Genomic DNA, 17,072 nt, shown 5'->3' on the forward strand with positions numbered 1-17,072 from the left:
GAGGCGATATGTCAACCGAACCGCTCGTCGTGGGAGCAGTCGCATACACACCCAACGTGGTCCCGATTTGGGAAGGCATCCGCGGCTACTTCCAAGACTCCGAAAGCCCGGACACCCAAATGGATTTCGTGCTCTACTCCAACTACGCGCGGCTGGTCGATTCGCTGATCGCCGGCCACATCGACATCGCCTGGAACACCAACCTGGCCTACGTGCGGACCGTGCTGCAAACCGGCGGGCGGTGCACGCCATTGGCCCAGCGCGATACCGACGTCGACTACACCACCGTGTTCGTTGCACATGCCGGCAGCGATCTGCACGGCGCTAAAGACATTGCCGGAAAGCGCCTTGCGCTCGGGTCCGCCGACTCTGCGCACGCGGCCATCTTGCCGCTCTATTATCTGCGCCGGGCGGGCATCGCCGAGTCTGACCTGCAGGTGATCCGCTTCGACACCGACATCGGCAAGCACGGCGACACCGGTCGCAGCGAACTCGACGCGGTGGATGCGGTGCTCGCCGGTGAGGCCGACGTGGCGGCGATCGGCAGCTCCACGTGGGCCGCGATGGGCGCCGCGGAGCTGATGGGGGAGTCGTTGACCGAGGTGTGGCGCACCGACGGCTACTGCCACTGCATGTTCACCGCGCTGGATACGCTGCCCGCCGAAAGATACCAGCCGTGGCTCGACCGGTTGCTGGCGATGAGCTGGGATGACTCCGAGCATCGAAAGATCCTCGAACTCGAGGGTTTACGACGTTGGGTGCCTCCGCACCTGGACGGCTACAAGCCGCTGTTCGAGGCCGTGCAGGAGCAGGGCATCGACCCGCGATGGTGATCATAGAGCTGATGCGCCGGGTGGTAGGTCTCGCACAGGGAGCTACCGCCGAGGTCGCCGTCTATGGCGACCGAGATCGTGATCTCGCGGAGCGATGGTGCGCGAACACCGGAAACACCCTGGTGCGCGCCGACGTGGACCAGACCGGCGTCGGCACCCTGGTGGTGCGCCGCGGCCATCCGCCTGACCCGGCAAGCGTGTTGGGCCCCGACCGGCTACCCGGGGTCCGGTTGTGGCTGTACACCAACTTCCACTGCAACCTGTGCTGCGACTACTGCTGCGTCTCGTCGTCACCAAGCACCCCGCATCGCGAACTGGGGGCGGAGCGGATCGGCCGAATCGTCGGTGAAGCGGCGCGCTGGGGAGTGCGCGAACTGTTCCTCACCGGCGGTGAGCCGTTCCTGCTGCCCGACATCGACACGATCATCGCGACCTGTGTGAAGCAGTTGCCCACCACCGTCCTCACCAACGGCATGGTGTTCAAAGGGCGGGGTCGGCGCGCGCTGGAATCCCTACCTAGAGGGCTCGCCTTGCAGATCAGCCTGGACTCGGCCACCCCGGAGCTGCACGATGCGCACCGCGGCGCGGGGACGTGGGTCAAGGCAGTAGCTGGTATCCGGTTGGCGCTCTCACTTGGCTTCCGGGTGCGGGTGGCCGCGACGGTTGCCAGCCCCGCACCTGGCGAGCTGACGGCGTTTCACGACTTCCTCGACGGGCTTGGCATCGCACCCGGGGATCAGCTGGTCCGGCCGATCGCGCTGGAGGGCGCCGCGTCGCAAGGGGTGGCGCTCACCCGCGAATCGCTGGTTCCCGAGGTGACCGTCACCGCCGACGGCGTGTACTGGCACCCAGTGGCCGCCACCGACGAGCGCGCCCTGGTCACCCGTACCGTCGAACCCTTGACCCCGGCGCTGGACATGGTAAGCCGGCTATTCGCCGAACAGTGGACACGAGCCGCCGAAGAGGCCGCGTTGTTCCCGTGTGCGTAGTGCCCAGTCTGCCGGCCGCGAACCCAGGATTAATTGCTGATGACAAGTATTGCCCTACTGCACTATAGTTCTGCTTGCACTTGAAAACAACGAGCCGTGATGCGGGTCGTAAGGGATTCCGGTAAGGAACACAGTCAAGTTCTTGCACGCGTCGGCGGCAGTGTTGCCTCAACGCCCAAACTGCACCAAACTGTTTCGCCCACGGCGGGGCGTGTCTGAGAGGTATCGCGTGACCACCGCCCATAACGGATCCGCTCCGCGTTTTCAACGTACCCGCTCTGGCTACGACCCGGTCGCAGTCAATCATTACATCGCCGAACTCGTGCTGCGTCAGCAGGCGCAGCACTGTGAGATTGAAACGCTCAAGGCAGAAATAGCCAGTCTGAAGGACGAAAACGCTGCCCTGAAGGACACCTCGCCGTCAGCACAGGCGGTGACCGATCGGATGGCGAAAATGCTTCGACTCGCTGTCGACGAGGTCTTCCAGATGCAGTCGGAGGCACGGGCCGAGGCCGCAACATTAGTTTCTGCGGCTAGGGATGAGGCGGAAGCGGTCCGAACGCAGAAGCGAGAAATGCTGGCGGATATGAACGCCCGGCAAAGAGCGCTGGAGTCCGAGCATGCCGACGTGATGCGCCGCGCTCGTGAAGAGGCTGAACAGCTTGTGGCGCAGGCAACCGCCGAGGTGGAGCGGATGCGTGTCATCGATGCCAGACGCCGTGAGAAAGCCGAGCAGGAACTTGATGCCGAAATCATCAGGCTTCGCACCGATGCCCAATTTCAGATCGACGATCAGCTGCAGGCCACACAGCAGGAGTGTGAGAAGCGGCTTGGCGAAGCCAAAATCGAGGCCGATCGACGGCTGCATGTTGCCGACGAGCAGATTGAGCACGGCCTCAGCGAGGCTCGGCGAACGTTGGAAGAGATCAGCCAGTGGCGAGTCGGCATCCTCGAACAACTAGCGCGTATTCACGCACAGCTCGAGAATATTCCAGCGCTCCTGGAATCGGCTCGACATAGCGAGACGGAGCCACTGCAGTCCATAAACGGCGCCGTCGCTGAGCTACGGGCCATTTAGCGATCGCGTGCCTGAGCGCGACTCATCTGTGACAGTTCCGTCACGGCTGGGTCAGGTGCCGGTGTCCTGGCGACGCCGACTGCGCACAGACCGAAACAGCACGGTGTGGATGTGCCATGATGTGCACGCTGTCAAGGCCAGTCGGGTGACGATGCGGGCCGGTGTGGTCCGAGGAGGAGCCCGACAATTTAAGCTAGTCGGGTGACGATGCGGGCCGGTGTGGTCCGAGGAGGAGCCCGACAATTTAAGCTAGTCAGGGAGCCCTCAGGAGCGGTGGTGGATCTCAATTTTTCGATGGTCACGCGACCAATCGAGCGCCTGGTGGCCACGGCGCAGAACGGTCTGGAAGTCCTGCGACTCGGGGGCCTGGAAACCGGCAGTGTTCCGTCGCCGTCCCAAATCGTTGAGAGCGTACCGATGTACAAGCTGCGGCGGTATTTTCCGCCGGACAACCGCCCGGGACAGCCACCGGTGGGTCCGCCGGTGCTGATGGTGCACCCGATGATGATGTCGGCGGACATGTGGGACGTCACCCGTGAAGACGGCGCGGTGGGGATCCTGCACGCCAGCGGGCTAGATCCCTGGGTCATCGACTTCGGCTCACCCGACGAGGTCGAGGGCGGAATGCGCCGTAACCTGGCCGACCACATCGTCGCCCTCAGCGAGGCGGTCGATACCGTCAAGGACGCCACTGGCCACGATGTGCACTTCGTCGGGTATTCGCAGGGTGGCATGTTCTGCTATCAGGCCGCGGCATACCGGCGTTCGAAGGACATCGCCAGCGTGGTCGCGTTCGGCTCGCCGGTGGACACCCTGGCCGCGTTGCCCATGGGCATCCCGGCGAACATGGGCGCTGCGGTCGCCGATTTCATGGCCGATCACGTCTTCAATCGCTTGGATATCCCAAGCTGGATGGCGCGCATGGGTTTTCAGATGATGGACCCACTCAAAACCGCGAAGGCCCGGGTGGACTTCGTGCGTCAGTTGCACGACCGCGAGGCACTGCTGCCGCGGGAACAACAGCGCCGGTTCCTGGAATCCGAAGGATGGATCGCCTGGTCGGGCCCGGCGATCTCGGAACTGCTCAAGCAGTTCATCGCGCACAACCGAATGATGACGGGTGGTTTCGCCATCAGCGGCCAGATGGTGACGCTTACCGATATCACTTGCCCGATACTGGCGTTCGTCGGTGAGGTCGACGACATCGGCCAGCCGGCGTCGGTACGCGGCATCCGGCGGGCCGCGCCCAACTCCGAGGTCTACGAATGTCTCATCCGGGCAGGGCATTTCGGTCTCGTCGTGGGATCCCGAGCGGCACAACAGAGCTGGCCGACCGTGGCCGACTGGGTGCGCTGGATCTCCGGCGACGGCACCAAACCGGAAAACATCCACCTGATGGCCGATCAGCCGGCCGAACACACCGATAGCGGTGTGGCTTTCAGCTCCCGGGTCGCGCACGGCATCGGGGAGGTCTCGGAGGCTGCGTTGGCGCTGGCTCGCGGCGCGGCCGACGCGGTCGTTGCGGCCAACAGATCGGTGCGCACGCTGGCGGTGGAGACGGTGCGGACGCTGCCGCGACTAGCCCGGTTGGGTCAGCTCAACGACCACACCCGGATCTCGCTGGGCCGCATCATCGACGAACAGGCACACGATGCCCCGAAGGGTGAATTCCTGTTGTTCGACGGGCGCGTGCACACCTATGAGGCGGTAAACCGGCGGATCAACAATGTCGTTCGTGGCCTCATCGCGGTCGGGGTGCGGCAGGGTGACCGTGTCGGCGTGCTGATGGAGACTCGGCCCAGCGCGCTGGTCGCCATCGCCGCGCTGTCTCGGCTGGGAGCGGTTGCCGTGGTGATGCGGCCAGACACCGACCTGTCCGCGTCGGTCCGGCTCGGGAGAGTGACCGAGATCCTGACCGACCCTACCAATCTGGATGCTGCGCGCCAGTTGCCCGGACAGGTGCTGGTGTTGGGTGGTGGTGAATCGCGTGATCTGGATCTGCCGGCCGACGCACTTGAACAGGGCCAAGTCATCGACATGGAAAAAATCGACCCGGACGCCGTCGAGTTGCCGGCGTGGTATCGACCGAATCCCGGATTGGCGCGGGATCTGGCGTTCATCGCGTTCAGTTCGGCCGACGGCGACCTGGTGGCCAAGCAGATCACCAACTACCGCTGGGCGGTGTCGGCCTTCGGGACCGCCTCGACGGCGGCCCTCGGCCGCAGAGACACGGTGTACTGTTTGACGCCGCTGCACCATGAGTCCGCACTGTTGGTCAGCCTGGGCGGCGCGGTCGTGGGCGGAACCCGTATCGCATTGTCCCGCGGCTTGCGCCCGGACCGGTTCGTGGCCGAGGTACGCCAGTACGGCGTCACCGTCGTCTCCTACACATGGGCCATGCTGCGTGACGTGGTCGACGATCCGGCGTTCGTGTTGCACGGCAACCATCCGGTGCGGTTGTTCATCGGCTCGGGCATGCCGACCGGATTGTGGGAGCGGGTCGTCGAAGCGTTCGCACCGGCGCACGTCGTCGAGTTTTTCGCCACCACCGACGGACAGGCGGTGCTGGCCAACGTGGCTGGCGCCAAGATCGGCAGCAAGGGCCGTCCGTTGCCTGGCGCCGGACGTGTCGAACTTGGGGCCTACGACGCCGAACATGACCTGATCCTGGAGAACGACCGCGGCTTCGTGCAGGTCGCCGGTGTCAACCAGGTCGGGGTGCTGCTCGCACAATCCAGAGGGCCGATCGATCCGACCGCGTCGGTCAAACGCGGTGTCTTCGCTCCCGCCGACACCTGGATATCTACCGACTGCCTATTCTGGCGTGACGACGATGGGGACTACTGGCTGGCGGGTGGACGCGGCTCGGTGGTGCGCACTGCGCGCGGGATGGTTTACACCGAGCCGGTCACCAACGCGTTGGGCCTCATCACCGGTGTCGACCTCGCGGTGACCTACGGTGTATTGGTGCGCGGTCGCCACGTCGCGGTGTCGGCGGTGACGTTGCTGCCTGGAGCGACCATCACAGCCGCCGACTTGACCGAAGCCGTGGCGAGCATGCCGGTGGGGCTGGGACCTGACATCGTGCACGTGGTGCCGCAGCTAACGCTCAGCGGTACTTACCGGCCAACGGTCAGCGCGTTGCGGGCCAACGGGATTCCCAAGGCGGGCCGTCAGGCATGGTATTTCAACTCCGGCGGCAACGAGTACCGGCGGTTGACGCCGGCGGTCCGCACCGAGTTGACCGGCCAGCATCGGCGCGGCAATGCTTGACGAGGCGCTGCTCGCCATCCTGGTGTGCCCGGCGGATCGAGGTCCGCTCGTCTTGGTCGAGGACGGCGACATCCAGGTGCTCTATAACCCGCGGCTGCGGCGCGCCTACCGCATCGAGGACGGTATCCCGGTTCTGCTGGTCGACGAGGCCCGCGAGGTCGACGAGGACGAGCACGCCCGCCTCATGGCGCGAGGTCGTCCGGCAGCTCCCCAGTGAGGTAGCGCTGCAGGTTGGGCGCGATGGTTTGCACGATCTGTTCGGCCGGCAACGAAGCAAACGGTTCGATTCTGACGATGTAGCGCGCCATGACCACACCCATCAGTTGCGACGCGACGAACTGGGTACGGATCTTGCCGGTTCCCGGCGGGTTGTCGACGCGGGACCCAAGCTCCACGGTGACCACTTCCTCAAGGAAGGAGCGCGCCAGGCCCACGTCGGAGCCTGAGATCAAGGATCTCAGCGTCGCGATCAACCCGGCACCCAGTTCGGAATCCCAAATCGGCAGCAACAAGGACGGCAGCTTGTAACCGAGTTCCTCGACAGGCGCCTCGCGAATCGGACCGATGATGACCATCGGGTCGATCGGAATGTGGATCGCGGCGGCGAAAAGCTGCTGTTTGGTGCCGAAGTAGTGATGCACTAGTGCGGCATCAACACCGGCCTTGGCGGCCACGGCTCGGATCGATGTTCTGTCAATGCCGTTGTGCGCAAAGAGTTCTCGGGCACTGGACAGGATTCGCTCCCTAGTGTCAGAGCTGCCGGCGGGTCGCCCGGGCCGTCTGCGGCTGTTGTCCGGCGCCGCCACGCTATGACGTCCGTCGCCGCAGTGTCACCGCCGCCAGACACAGCGACGCGACCGCGAAACTCAGCACGACGACGACGTCGCGCACCGCGATACCGGTCAGCTCCGGATGCGCACCCACCTGTTGTAGCGCCTCGAGCGCGTAGCTGGCCGGCATCACGTTACTGATCCACTCCAGCCACGTCGGCATCAGTGCCCGCGGGACGATGATGCCGGCGAGCAGCAGCTGCGGCACCATCACCAGCGGGATGAACTGTACGGCCTGAAATTCGGTGCGGGCGAAGGCACTACACAATAGACCGAGCCCGACACCCAAGACGGCGTTGACGATCGCGATCGCGAACACCCACACCGGGCTGCCCGCCGTGTCAAAGCCAAGGAACCAGAACGCCACAATGCAGGCCAGCGTGGCCTGCGCCGCCGCGGCGATCGAGAACGCGGTCCCGTAGCCGGCGAGCAGATCAAGCCGGCGTAGCGGGGTGGTCAGGATGCGCTCCAGCGTTCCCGAAGCCCTTTCGCGTTGCATGGTGATCGCCGTGATCACAAACATCACAAAGAGTGGGAACAGGCCCAGTAGCACCAGGCAAGCGGTGTTGAACCCGGATGGGGTACCGGGGCGATGCGGGACGTTCTCGAACATGAAATACATCAGCGTGATGATCAGGATGGGTACCAGCAAGATCATCGCGACACTGCGGTGATCAGCGGCAAGCTGCCGGAGAATCCGCGCCGTAGTGGCCGTGTAGTTCTGCAGCGTTAGCCGGCCGCGGGCACGGTGGTGGTGCGTCGGACGATGGACAGAAACGCTTCCTCCAGTGATGTGCATCCGGTTTCCTTTCGTAGACGGTGCGGCGTTGTGTGGGCCAGCAGCTGCCCCTGGCGCAGAAGCAACAGATCGCCGCAGCGGTCGGCCTCGTCCATTACGTGGCTGGACACCAACAGCGTGGTGCCACGCCGCGCCAGCGCCGTGAACCGATCCCATAATTCGACGCGCAATACCGGATCCAGGCCGATGGTCGGCTCGTCGAGCACTAGCAGATCAGGCCGGCCGACCAGCGCACACGCCAGCGAGACCCGGGCCCGCTGGCCGCCGGACAGGTTGGCACAACGGGCGGTGCGGTGATCGCGCAGGTCCACCGCTTCGATCACCTCATCGGCGGCTTGCCTGTCGACGCCGCAGAGTTCGGCGAAGTAGCGGATGTTGTCGATCACCCGCAGGTCGTTGTAAATGGTCGGGTCCTGAGGCATGTATCCAACCCGATGGCGTAGTTCGGCTGACCCAGCCGGTTGGCCCAGCACGCTCACCGAACCCGAGGCAATGATTTGGGAGCCAACGATGCAGCGAATCAGTGTTGTCTTGCCCGACCCGGACGGACCGAGCAGGCCGGTGATCGTGCCGCAGGCGACCCGGACCGAAACATCCTGCAGGGCAAGGCGTTTACCACGGATGACGCGCAGCTGGTCGATGATGACCGCGGGGTCGGCACCGTCGCGAAGTAATTCATCACTTGATGAAATCATCATGTGATGAATATCCGCCAGTCGTGCGGGTTTGTCAAGGGCCGGTGCACAATCGTCTCTGATGAACGCTGAGGAACTGGCGATCGACCCGGTCGCGGCCGCGCATCGGCTGCTCGGCGCAACTATTGCCGGACGGGGTGTGCGTGCGATGGTGGTCGAGGTCGAGGCGTATGGCGGGGTGCCCGACGGTCCCTGGCCGGACGCCGCGGCGCACTCTTACCGCGGCCGCAATGGCCGCAACGACGTCATGTTCGGGCCCCCGGGGCGGCTTTACACCTACCGCAGCCATGGGATCCATGTCTGTGCCAACGTCGCGTGCGGGCCCGATGGCACGGCTGCCGCTGTGCTACTTAGGGCCGCCGCCATCGAGGACGGCGCCGAGCTCGCCACGTCTCGGCGCGGGCAGACGGTGCGCGCTGTCGCACTGGCGCGCGGCCCGGGAAACCTCTGCGCTGCCCTCGGAATCACCATGGCCGACAACGGGATTGACTTGTTTGATCCGTCCAGTCCGGTGCGGCTGAGGCTCAACGACACGCACCGTGCCAGGTCGGGGCCGCGCGTTGGGGTCAGTCAAGCCGCTGACCGGCCGTGGCGATTGTGGCTCACGGGTCGACCGGAGGTGTCGGCCTACCGGCGAAGCTCGCGGGCACCGGCCCGGGGAGCCAGCGACTAGAGTCTTGCGGGATGTCTGGCATGATCCTCGATGAGCTCAGCTGGCGCGGGTTGATCGCGCAGTCGACCGACCTCGACACGTTGGCCGCCGAAGCACAGCGCGGGCCGATGACGGTGTACGCCGGCTTCGATCCCACCGCGCCTAGCCTGCATGCCGGACATTTGGTGCCGCTGCTGACGTTGCGGCGCTTTCAGCGCGCCGGTCATCGCCCCATCGTGCTGGCCGGCGGGGCCACCGGCATGATCGGTGATCCACGTGACGTCGGCGAGCGCAGTCTCAACGAGGCCGACACCGTCGCCGAATGGACCGAACGGATCCGTGGGCAGCTGGAGCGCTTCGTCGACTTCGACGACTCACCAATGGGCGCGATCGTCGAGAACAACCTGGAATGGACCGGCTCACTATCGGCTATCGAGTTTCTACGTGATATCGGCAAGCACTTCTCGGTCAACGTGATGCTGGCCCGCGACACCATCCGGCGGCGTCTGGCGGGGGAGGGGATCTCTTACACCGAATTCAGCTACCTGTTGCTGCAGGCCAACGACTACGTCGAATTGCACCGGCGCCACGGCTGCACGCTGCAGATCGGTGGTGCAGATCAGTGGGGCAACATCATTGCCGGCGTCCGGTTGGTGCGCCAGAAGCTCGGTGCCACCGTGCATGCGCTTACCGTCCCCTTGGTGACCGCTGCCGACGGCACCAAGTTCGGCAAATCAACCGGCGGCGGGAGCCTGTGGTTGGATCCCCAAATGACCAGCCCCTATGCCTGGTACCAGTACTTCGTGAACACCGCGGACGCGGATGTGATCCGCTACCTACGGTGGTTCACCTTCTTGTCGGCCGACGAGTTGGCCGAGCTGGAACAGGCGACAGCGCAACGCCCGCAACAACGGGCCGCCCAGCGCCGGCTCGCCAGCGAGCTCACCGTCTTGGTGCATGGCGAGGCGGCGACCGCAGCCGTCGAGCATGCCAGCCGGGCACTCTTCGGTCGGGGCGAGTTGGCCCGTCTGGACGAGGCGACACTGGCTGCTGCGTTGCGGGAAACCACGGTCGCCGAACTCAAACCGGGCAGTCCCGACGGAATCGTCGACTTATTGGTGGCCAGCGGCCTGTCGGCCAGCAAGGGCGCGGCGCGGCGCACGATCCACGAGGGTGGGGTGTCGGTCAACAACATTCGGGTTGATAACGAGGAATGGGTGCCGCAAAGTTCGGACTTCTTGCACGGCCGCTGGTTAGTGCTACGTCGTGGAAAGCGGAGTATCGCCGGGGTGGAACGGATTGGCTGAGCCGAGCCACCACGTCCTCGACGTCCTCGGGTCCCAAGGTGATATGCGACGTGAGCGGCCCATGGAATATCGCTGGGCGGTAGGGGAGGGCCAGCGGGGGATCTTATCTCGAGGGATGGGGTGGGGATGCATCGATAAGCCCCCCGCTGAAGCCTGGGGTTCGACGGGGATCTCAGACTTGGGGGGATTGGGAGGTGATGAGACCCCCGTCGAAGTCTAGTGCGTTGACCTCACTCGGCGGTGTCGCCGGCGTGGAACAACGGGATCGAGTACGTGGTCTCGCTCTCACTAAACAGCTGTGCGTGTGACAACGGGTCATCATCCTTTCATGTGACAGGCGAGCGGCGTTGCGTTGTAGTCGATTTCCACTTCCTGACTTATCTTTGGCGGGTTTGGACTCCGCTGGTATCCCACGACTAGTCGGTGGCCGGGGGAAATGCCGAATCCCGCATCCGGTGGATCGTGAAGTCCACCAATCGGGGGACGATCGGCCCGCGGTGCCCCCCTACCCGGTTAACGCGCACACATTCCACACGAAACGCGTTAGTGTGCAAACCTTTATCCCACTGTGCTGTGAACGTGACTCTTGTTGGCCACTGTTGTCGAGGTGCCTTAAATGACGCAAGTGCGACAACAACGAGAAGCGGGAGATGACGGCACACACACACGACGGGACACGGACCTGGCGAACGGGCCGGCAGGCGACGACGTTGCTCGCGTTGCTGGCCGGGGTGTTTGGTGGTGCCGCGAGCTGCGCGGCGCCGATCCAGGCCGACATGATGGGTAACGCATTCCTGACAGCGTTGACCAACGCCGGCATTGCCTATGACCAACCGGCGACCACGGTGGCGCTAGGCAGATCGGTTTGTCCGATGGTGGTTGCGCCGGGCGGGACGTTCGAATCGATCACGTCCAGAATGGCTGAGATCAATGGCATGTCGCGTGATATGGCGAGTACGTTCACCATTGTCGCGATTGGGACGTATTGCCCGGCGGTGATTGCGCCGCTGATGCCTAACCGGTTACAGGCCTGATAGTTACGGGGCGCAGCAACCCCCGTAACCTCTACCGAGTGGTCGACGACAGGCAAGGGCGCAGGGGCGGGCGACGACCGCGCTCGGCTGCCGCCGACAACCGACCTGCGTTCCGGGATGGGCCCGCGATTCCGCCGGGTATCCACGCCAGGCAACTGGCGCCCGAGATCCGGCGCGAACTGAGCACCTTGGACCGTGCCACGGCCGACGCGGTGGCATGTCACCTGGTAGCTGCCGGCGAGTTGATCGACGACGACCCAGAAGCCGCTCTGCGCCACGCGCGGGCGGCGCGGGTTCGGGCCAGCAGGATCGCCGCTGTGCGCGAAGCTGTCGGAATCGCCGCCTACCGCTGCGGCGATTGGGCGCAGGCGTTGGCCGAATTGCGGGCAGCCCGAAGAATGGGGAGCAAGTCCCCCCTGCTTGCGCTGATCGCGGATTGCGAACGCGGTCTGGGCCGGCCGCAGCGGGCCATCGAATTGGCGCGCGGGTCCGAGGCGGTCGAGCTCAGCGGTGACGCCGCCGACGAGTTGCGCATCGTCGCCGCCGGCGCGCGCGCCGATCTCGGGCAACTGGAGCAGGCGTTGACGGTGTTGTCCACGCCGCAGCTCGACCCGGGCCGTACGGGTTCGACCGCGGCGCGCCTGTTCTACGCCTACGCTGAAATACTGCTGGCGTTGGGCCGTGGCGACGAGGCCCTGCAATGGTTCCTACGGTCCGCGGCGGCGGACATCGACGGCGTCACCGACGCCGAAGATCGGGTAGACGAGCTAGGCGCACGAGAACAGAAATGAAAAGCATTGCGCAGGAACATGACTGTCTGCTGATTGACCTGGACGGGACGGTGTTTTGTGGCCGTCAGCCCACCGGCGGCGCGGTGCAGTCGTTGAGTCAGGTGCGCAGCCGCAAGCTGTTTGTCACCAACAACGCGTCGCGTAGCGCCGACGAGGTGGCGGCGCACTTGTGCGAGCTCGGCTTCACCGCAACCGGTGAGGACGTCGTCACCAGCGCTCAGAGCGCTGCCCACCTGCTGGCCGGCCAGCTGGCGCCGGGTGCGCGGGTGCTCATCGTCGGCACCGAGGCGTTGGCCTACGAAGTCGCCGCGGTCGGATTGCGTCCGGTACGACGCTTTGAGGATCGACCCGACGCCGTCGTACAGGGCCTTTCAATGACCACCGGATGGTCCGACCTTGCCGAAGCCGCGCTGGCCATCCGGGCGGGCGCCCTGTGGGTGGCGGCCAACGTCGACCCCACCTTGCCCACCGAACGGGGCCTGCTGCCCGGCAACGGGTCCATGGTGGCTGCGCTGCGCACGGCCACCGGCATGGACCCCCGAGTGGCGGGCAAGCCCGCGCCCGCCTTGATGACCGAGGCGGTGGCCCGGGGCGACTTCCGGGCGGCACTGGTGGTCGGTGACCGGCTGGACACCGACATCGAGGGTGCCAACGCCGCGGGGTTGCCCAGCCTGATGGTGCTCACCGGGGTCAACAGCGCCTGGGATGCGGTGTACGCCGAACCCGTGCGCCGGCCCACCTACATTGGCCACGACCTGCGCTCGTTACACCAGGACAGCAAGCTGCTGGCGGTGGCACCGCAGCCGGGCTGGCAGATCGACGTCGGTGGTGGTGCGGTAACGGTCTGCGCGAACGGCGACGTCGACGATCTGGAATTTATCGACGACGGGCTATCCATCGTTCGGGCTGTGGCCAGCGCGGTATGGGAGGCGCGGGCCGCCGATCTTCACCAGCGGCCACTGCGCATCGAGGCCGGCGACGAGCGGGCCCGTGCGGCCTTGCAACGCTGGTCGTTGATGCGCAGCGATCATCCGGTGACTAGCGTAGGAACGCAATGACCATCGATCCTGACCAGATCCGTGCCGAAATCGACGCCCTACTTGCTTCGCTGCCCGACCCCGCCGACGCCGAGAACGGACCGTCTCTGGCCGAACTCGAAGGCATCGCACGTCGTCTTTCCGAGGCGCACGAGGTGTTGTTGGCCGCCCTGGAGTCGGCGGAGAAGGGTTGAGTGCGGCGTGGCACGACGTGCCCGCGTTGACGCCGAGCTGGTCCGGCGGGGCCTGGCGCGATCACGTCAACAGGCCGCGGAGTTGATCGGCGCCGGCAAGGTGCGCATCGACGGGCTGCCGGCGGTCAAGCCGGCCACCGCCGTGTCCGACACCACCGCGCTGACCGTGGTGACCGACAGTGAACGCGCCTGGGTATCGCGCGGAGCGCACAAACTAGTCGGTGCGCTGGAGGCGTTCGCGATCGCGGTGGCGGGCCGGCGCTGTCTGGACGCGGGCGCATCGACCGGTGGGTTCACCGAAGTACTGCTGGACCGTGGTGCCGCCCACGTGGTGGCCGCCGATGTCGGATACGGCCAGCTGGCGTGGTCGCTGCGCAACGATCCTCGGGTGGTGGTCCTCGAGCGGACCAACGCACGTGGCCTCACACCGGAGGCGATCGGCGGTCGCGTCGACCTGGTAGTGGCCGACCTGTCGTTCATCTCGTTGGCTACCGTGTTGCCCGCGCTGGTTGGATGCGCTTCGCGCGACGCCGATATCGTTCCACTGGTGAAGCCGCAGTTTGAGGTGGGGAAAGGTCAGGTCGGCCCCGGTGGGGTGGTCCATGACCCGCAGTTGCGTGCGCGGTCGGTGCTCGCGGTCGCGCGGCGGGCACAGGAGCTGGGCTGGCACAGCGTCGGCGTCAAGGCCAGCCCGCTGCCGGGCCCATCGGGCAATGTCGAGTACTTCCTGTGGTTGCGCACGCAGACCGACCGGGCATTGTCGGCCAAGGGATTGGAGGATGCGGTGCACCGTGCGATTAGCGAGGGCCCGTAGTGACCGCTCATCGCAGTGTTCTGCTGGTCGTCCACACCGGGCGCGACGAAGCCACCGAGACCGCACGGCGCGTAGAAAAAGTATTGGGCGACAATAAAATTGCGCTTCGCGTGCTCTCGGCCGAAGCAGTCGACCGAGGGTCGTTGCATCTGGCTCCCGACGACATGCGGGCCATGGGCGTCGAGATCGAGGTGGTTGACGCGGACCAGCACGCAGCCGACGGCTGCGAACTGGTGCTGGTTTTGGGCGGCGATGGCACCTTTTTGCGGGCAGCCGAGCTGGCCCGCAACGCCAGCATTCCGGTGTTGGGCGTCAATCTGGGCCGCATCGGCTTTTTGGCCGAGGCCGAGGCGGAGGCAATCGACGCGGTGCTCGAGCATGTTGTCGCACAGGATTACCGGGTGGAAGACCGCTTGACTCTGGATGTCGTGGTGCGCCAGGGCGGGCGCATCGTCAACCGGGGTTGGGCGCTCAACGAAGTCAGTCTGGAAAAGGGCCCGAGGCTCGGCGTGCTTGGGGTGGTCGTGGAAATTGACGGTCGGCCGGTGTCGGCGTTTGGCTGCGACGGGGTGTTGGTGTCCACGCCGACCGGATCAACCGCCTATGCATTCTCGGCGGGAGGCCCGGTGCTGTGGCCCGACCTCGAAGCGATCCTGGTGGTCCCCAACAACGCTCACGCGCTGTTTGGCCGGCCGATGGTCACCAGCCCCGAAGCCACCATCGCCATCGAAATAGAGGCCGACGGGCATGACGCCTTGGTGTTCTGCGACGGTCGCCGCGAAATGCTGATACCGGCCGGCAGCAGACTCGAGGTCACCCGCTGTGTCACGTCCGTCAAATGGGCACGGCTGGACAGTGCGCCATTCACCGACCGGCTGGTGCGCAAGTTCCGGTTGCCGGTGACCGGTTGGCGCGGAAAGTAGCGGCGCGCCGAAGGTGTTGACTGAATTACGGATCGAGTCGCTGGGCGCCATCAGCGTTGCCACCGCTGAGTTCGATCGCGGCTTTACCGTGCTGACCGGGGAGACCGGCACCGGCAAGACCATGGTGGTGACCGGGCTGCACCTACTTGGTGGTGCCCGGGCCGATGCAACTCGCGTTCGGTCCGGTGCTGACCGTGCCGTTGTCGAAGGGCGTTTTACTACAACCGATCTCGACGACGCGACCGTCGCGGGGCTGCAGGCGGTTCTCGACTCGTCGGGGGCCGAGCGCGACGAGGACGGCAGCGTGATCGCGTTGCGCTCGATCAGTCGCGATGGACCGTCGCGCGCCTACCTCGGCGGCCGCGGTGTACCCGCCAAATCGTTGAGCGGTTTCACGAACGAGCTGCTTACTCTGCACGGGCAGAACGACCAGCTGCGGTTGATGCGCCCTGACGAACAACGTGGTGCACTGGACCGCTTTGCGGCCGCTGGCGAAGCCGTCCAGCGTTACCGCAAGCTGCGGGATGCCTGGCTAACGGCCCGACGCGACCTCGTCGACCGTCGCAACCGGGCCCGGGAACTAGCGCAAGAGGCCGATCGGCTGAAATTCGCGCTCAACGAGATCGACACCGTCGACCCGCAGCCGGGGGAGGACGTGGCGTTGGTCGCCGACATCGCCCGGCTTTCCGAACTGGACACCCTGCGGGAGGCCGCGACTACTGCACGCGCGACGTTGTGCGGGACACCAGACGCGGACGCATTCGACCGCGGCGCCGTCGACAGCCTCGGGCGGGCACGTGCGGCACTGCAATCGAGCGATGATGCCGCGTTGCGGGGGTTGGCCGAACAGGTCGGTGAGGCGTTGACGGTGGTCGTCGATGCGGTCGCCGAGCTCGGCGCCTACCTGGACGAGCTGCCCGCCGACGCCAGCGCGCTGGACGCCAAGCTGGCGCGCCAAGCCCAGCTGCGAACGTTAACCCGCAAGTACGCCGCCGACATCGATGGCGTGCTCCGGTGGGCGGATGAGGCGAGGGCAAGGCTGGCTCAACTCGACGTCTCCGAAGAAGGGCTGGCAGCGCTGGAACGCCGTACCGGTGAGCTCGCCCACGAATTAGGCCAAGCCGCAGTTGATCTCAGCACGATCCGGCGGAAGGCGGCCAAGCGGCTGGCCAAGGAGGTCAGCGCGGAGCTGTCCGCCCTGGCGATGGCCGATGCCGAATTCACCATCGGTGTGACCACAGAGCTGGCCGACCACGGCGATCCCGTCGCCTTGGCCCTGGCGTCGGGCGAATTGGCCCGGGCCGGTGCCGATGGCGTCGATGCGGTCGAGTTCGGTTTCGTCGCACACCGGGGGATGACAGTGCTGCCGCTGGCCAAGAGCGCATCCGGCGGCGAACTGTCCCGGGTGATGTTGTCCCTGGAGGTGGTGCTGGCTACTTCGCGAAAACAAGCGGCTGGCACCACGATGGTGTTCGACGAGATCGACGCCGGCGTCGGCGGCTGGGCTGCGGTACAGATCGGGCGGCGGCTGGCGCGGTTGGCTCGCACCCACCAGGTCATCGTGGTCACCCATCTGCCGCAGGTCGCCGCCTATGCCGATGTGCACTTGATGGTGCAGCGCACCGGGCGCGACGGTGCCAGCGGTGTGCGGCGCCTGACCAGCGAGGATCGGGTGGCCGAGCTGGCACGGATGCTGGCCGGGCTTGGTGATTCCGACAGTGGTCGCGCGCACGCGCGGGAGTTACTCGAGACCGCGCAGAACGACGAGCTCACCTAGCAAGGCTGTGACTGAAGTGATGTCATATAACTTGTGAGGCTAATGT

At 65.6% G+C, this 17,072-nt stretch carries 17 protein-coding genes; 14 read left to right on the plus strand and 3 right to left on the minus strand.

Translation table 11 applies throughout. The annotated features are described in order from the left end of the window. The first annotated feature begins 8 nt into the window (after positions 1-8). From FF952_RS08900 to FF952_RS08920, 5 genes are all read left to right on the plus strand, one after another. Complete coding sequence (locus FF952_RS08900) at positions 9-833, plus strand: Rv1680 family SBP-like protein (RefSeq protein ID WP_003898971.1); 825 nt, start codon at positions 9-11, stop codon at positions 831-833. After that, positions 830-1,822, plus strand: coding sequence for an Rv1681 family radical SAM protein (locus FF952_RS08905; RefSeq protein WP_003408279.1), 993 nt, complete (start codon positions 830-832; stop codon positions 1,820-1,822). The genes FF952_RS08900 and FF952_RS08905 overlap by 4 nt, the downstream gene beginning before the upstream one ends. A gap of 229 nt (positions 1,823-2,051) precedes the next feature. Then, positions 2,052-2,900 carry a coiled-coil domain-containing protein gene (locus FF952_RS08910; RefSeq protein WP_177246188.1) on the plus strand — a complete coding sequence of 283 codons (849 nt, stop codon included), beginning with the start codon at positions 2,052-2,054 and terminating at the stop codon, positions 2,898-2,900. Between the two features lie 273 nt (positions 2,901-3,173). Next, positions 3,174-6,173, plus strand: a complete 3,000-nt coding sequence (locus tag FF952_RS08915; RefSeq protein WP_244736166.1) for an acyl-CoA synthetase — start codon at positions 3,174-3,176, stop codon at positions 6,171-6,173. After that, the gene (locus FF952_RS08920) at positions 6,166-6,390 is read left to right on the plus strand and encodes a Trm112 family protein (RefSeq protein WP_003408362.1); all 225 of its coding nucleotides are present in this window, start codon (positions 6,166-6,168) and stop codon (positions 6,388-6,390) included. Before FF952_RS08915 ends, FF952_RS08920 begins: the two co-directional genes overlap by 8 nt. Here the strand turns inward: FF952_RS08920 and FF952_RS08925 are convergent. The 3 genes from FF952_RS08925 to FF952_RS08935 are packed head-to-tail and all read right to left on the minus strand — an operon-like array spanning position 6,356 to position 8,500. Beyond that, positions 6,356-6,979, minus strand: coding sequence for a TetR/AcrR family transcriptional regulator (locus tag FF952_RS08925; RefSeq protein ID WP_003408366.1), 624 nt, complete (start codon positions 6,977-6,979; stop codon positions 6,356-6,358). The genes FF952_RS08920 and FF952_RS08925 overlap by 35 nt on opposite strands. Position 6,980: 1 nt before the next feature. Then, positions 6,981-7,730, minus strand: coding sequence for an ABC transporter permease (locus FF952_RS08930; RefSeq protein ID WP_003912666.1), 750 nt, complete (start codon positions 7,728-7,730; stop codon positions 6,981-6,983). A gap of 2 nt (positions 7,731-7,732) precedes the next feature. Next, complete coding sequence (locus tag FF952_RS08935; protein WP_003898975.1) at positions 7,733-8,500, minus strand: ABC transporter ATP-binding protein; 768 nt, start codon at positions 8,498-8,500, stop codon at positions 7,733-7,735. Positions 8,501-8,558: 58 nt separating this feature from the next. Between FF952_RS08935 and FF952_RS08940 the strand changes: the two genes are divergently transcribed. The 9 genes from FF952_RS08940 to recN all read left to right on the plus strand — a co-directional run bounded on the left by FF952_RS08940 (position 8,559) and on the right by recN (position 17,026). Beyond that, entirely contained in the window at positions 8,559-9,170 is a 612-nt protein-coding gene (locus tag FF952_RS08940; RefSeq protein ID WP_003408373.1) for a DNA-3-methyladenine glycosylase, read from the plus strand. 11 nt (positions 9,171-9,181) lie between these two features. Continuing rightward, positions 9,182-10,456, plus strand: coding sequence for a tyrosine--tRNA ligase (gene tyrS, locus FF952_RS08945; RefSeq protein ID WP_003408375.1), 1,275 nt, complete (start codon positions 9,182-9,184; stop codon positions 10,454-10,456). Between the two features lie 650 nt (positions 10,457-11,106). Beyond that, on the plus strand, positions 11,107-11,490 hold the full coding sequence (gene lprJ, locus FF952_RS08950) for a lipoprotein LprJ (protein ID WP_003408378.1): 384 nt from the start codon (positions 11,107-11,109) through the stop codon (positions 11,488-11,490). A gap of 38 nt (positions 11,491-11,528) precedes the next feature. After that, on the plus strand, positions 11,529-12,281 hold the full coding sequence (locus tag FF952_RS08955) for a tetratricopeptide repeat protein (protein WP_003408379.1): 753 nt from the start codon (positions 11,529-11,531) through the stop codon (positions 12,279-12,281). Continuing rightward, entirely contained in the window at positions 12,278-13,339 is a 1,062-nt protein-coding gene (locus FF952_RS08960) for an HAD-IIA family hydrolase (RefSeq protein ID WP_003904678.1), read from the plus strand. The genes FF952_RS08955 and FF952_RS08960 overlap by 4 nt, the downstream gene beginning before the upstream one ends. Beyond that, positions 13,336-13,512, plus strand: coding sequence for a hypothetical protein (locus tag FF952_RS08965; RefSeq protein ID WP_003408381.1), 177 nt, complete (start codon positions 13,336-13,338; stop codon positions 13,510-13,512). Before FF952_RS08960 ends, FF952_RS08965 begins: the two co-directional genes overlap by 4 nt. 7 nt (positions 13,513-13,519) lie before the next feature. Further along, positions 13,520-14,326: a 16S/23S rRNA (cytidine-2'-O)-methyltransferase TlyA gene (tlyA, locus tag FF952_RS08970; RefSeq protein ID WP_003408382.1), complete on the plus strand. Its 807-nt coding sequence runs from the start codon at positions 13,520-13,522 to the stop codon at positions 14,324-14,326. Further along, positions 14,326-15,249, plus strand: coding sequence for an NAD kinase (locus FF952_RS08975; RefSeq protein WP_003408383.1), 924 nt, complete (start codon positions 14,326-14,328; stop codon positions 15,247-15,249). Before tlyA ends, FF952_RS08975 begins: the two co-directional genes overlap by 1 nt. Positions 15,250-15,262: 13 nt before the next feature. Further along, complete coding sequence (gene recN / locus FF952_RS08980; RefSeq protein ID WP_003408385.1) at positions 15,263-17,026, plus strand: DNA repair protein RecN; 1,764 nt, start codon at positions 15,263-15,265, stop codon at positions 17,024-17,026. Positions 17,027-17,072 lie beyond the last annotated feature (46 nt).

It is taken from the genome of Mycobacterium tuberculosis complex sp. N0072, assembly GCF_030323725.1.
Taxonomy (GTDB): domain Bacteria; phylum Actinomycetota; class Actinomycetes; order Mycobacteriales; family Mycobacteriaceae; genus Mycobacterium; species Mycobacterium tuberculosis.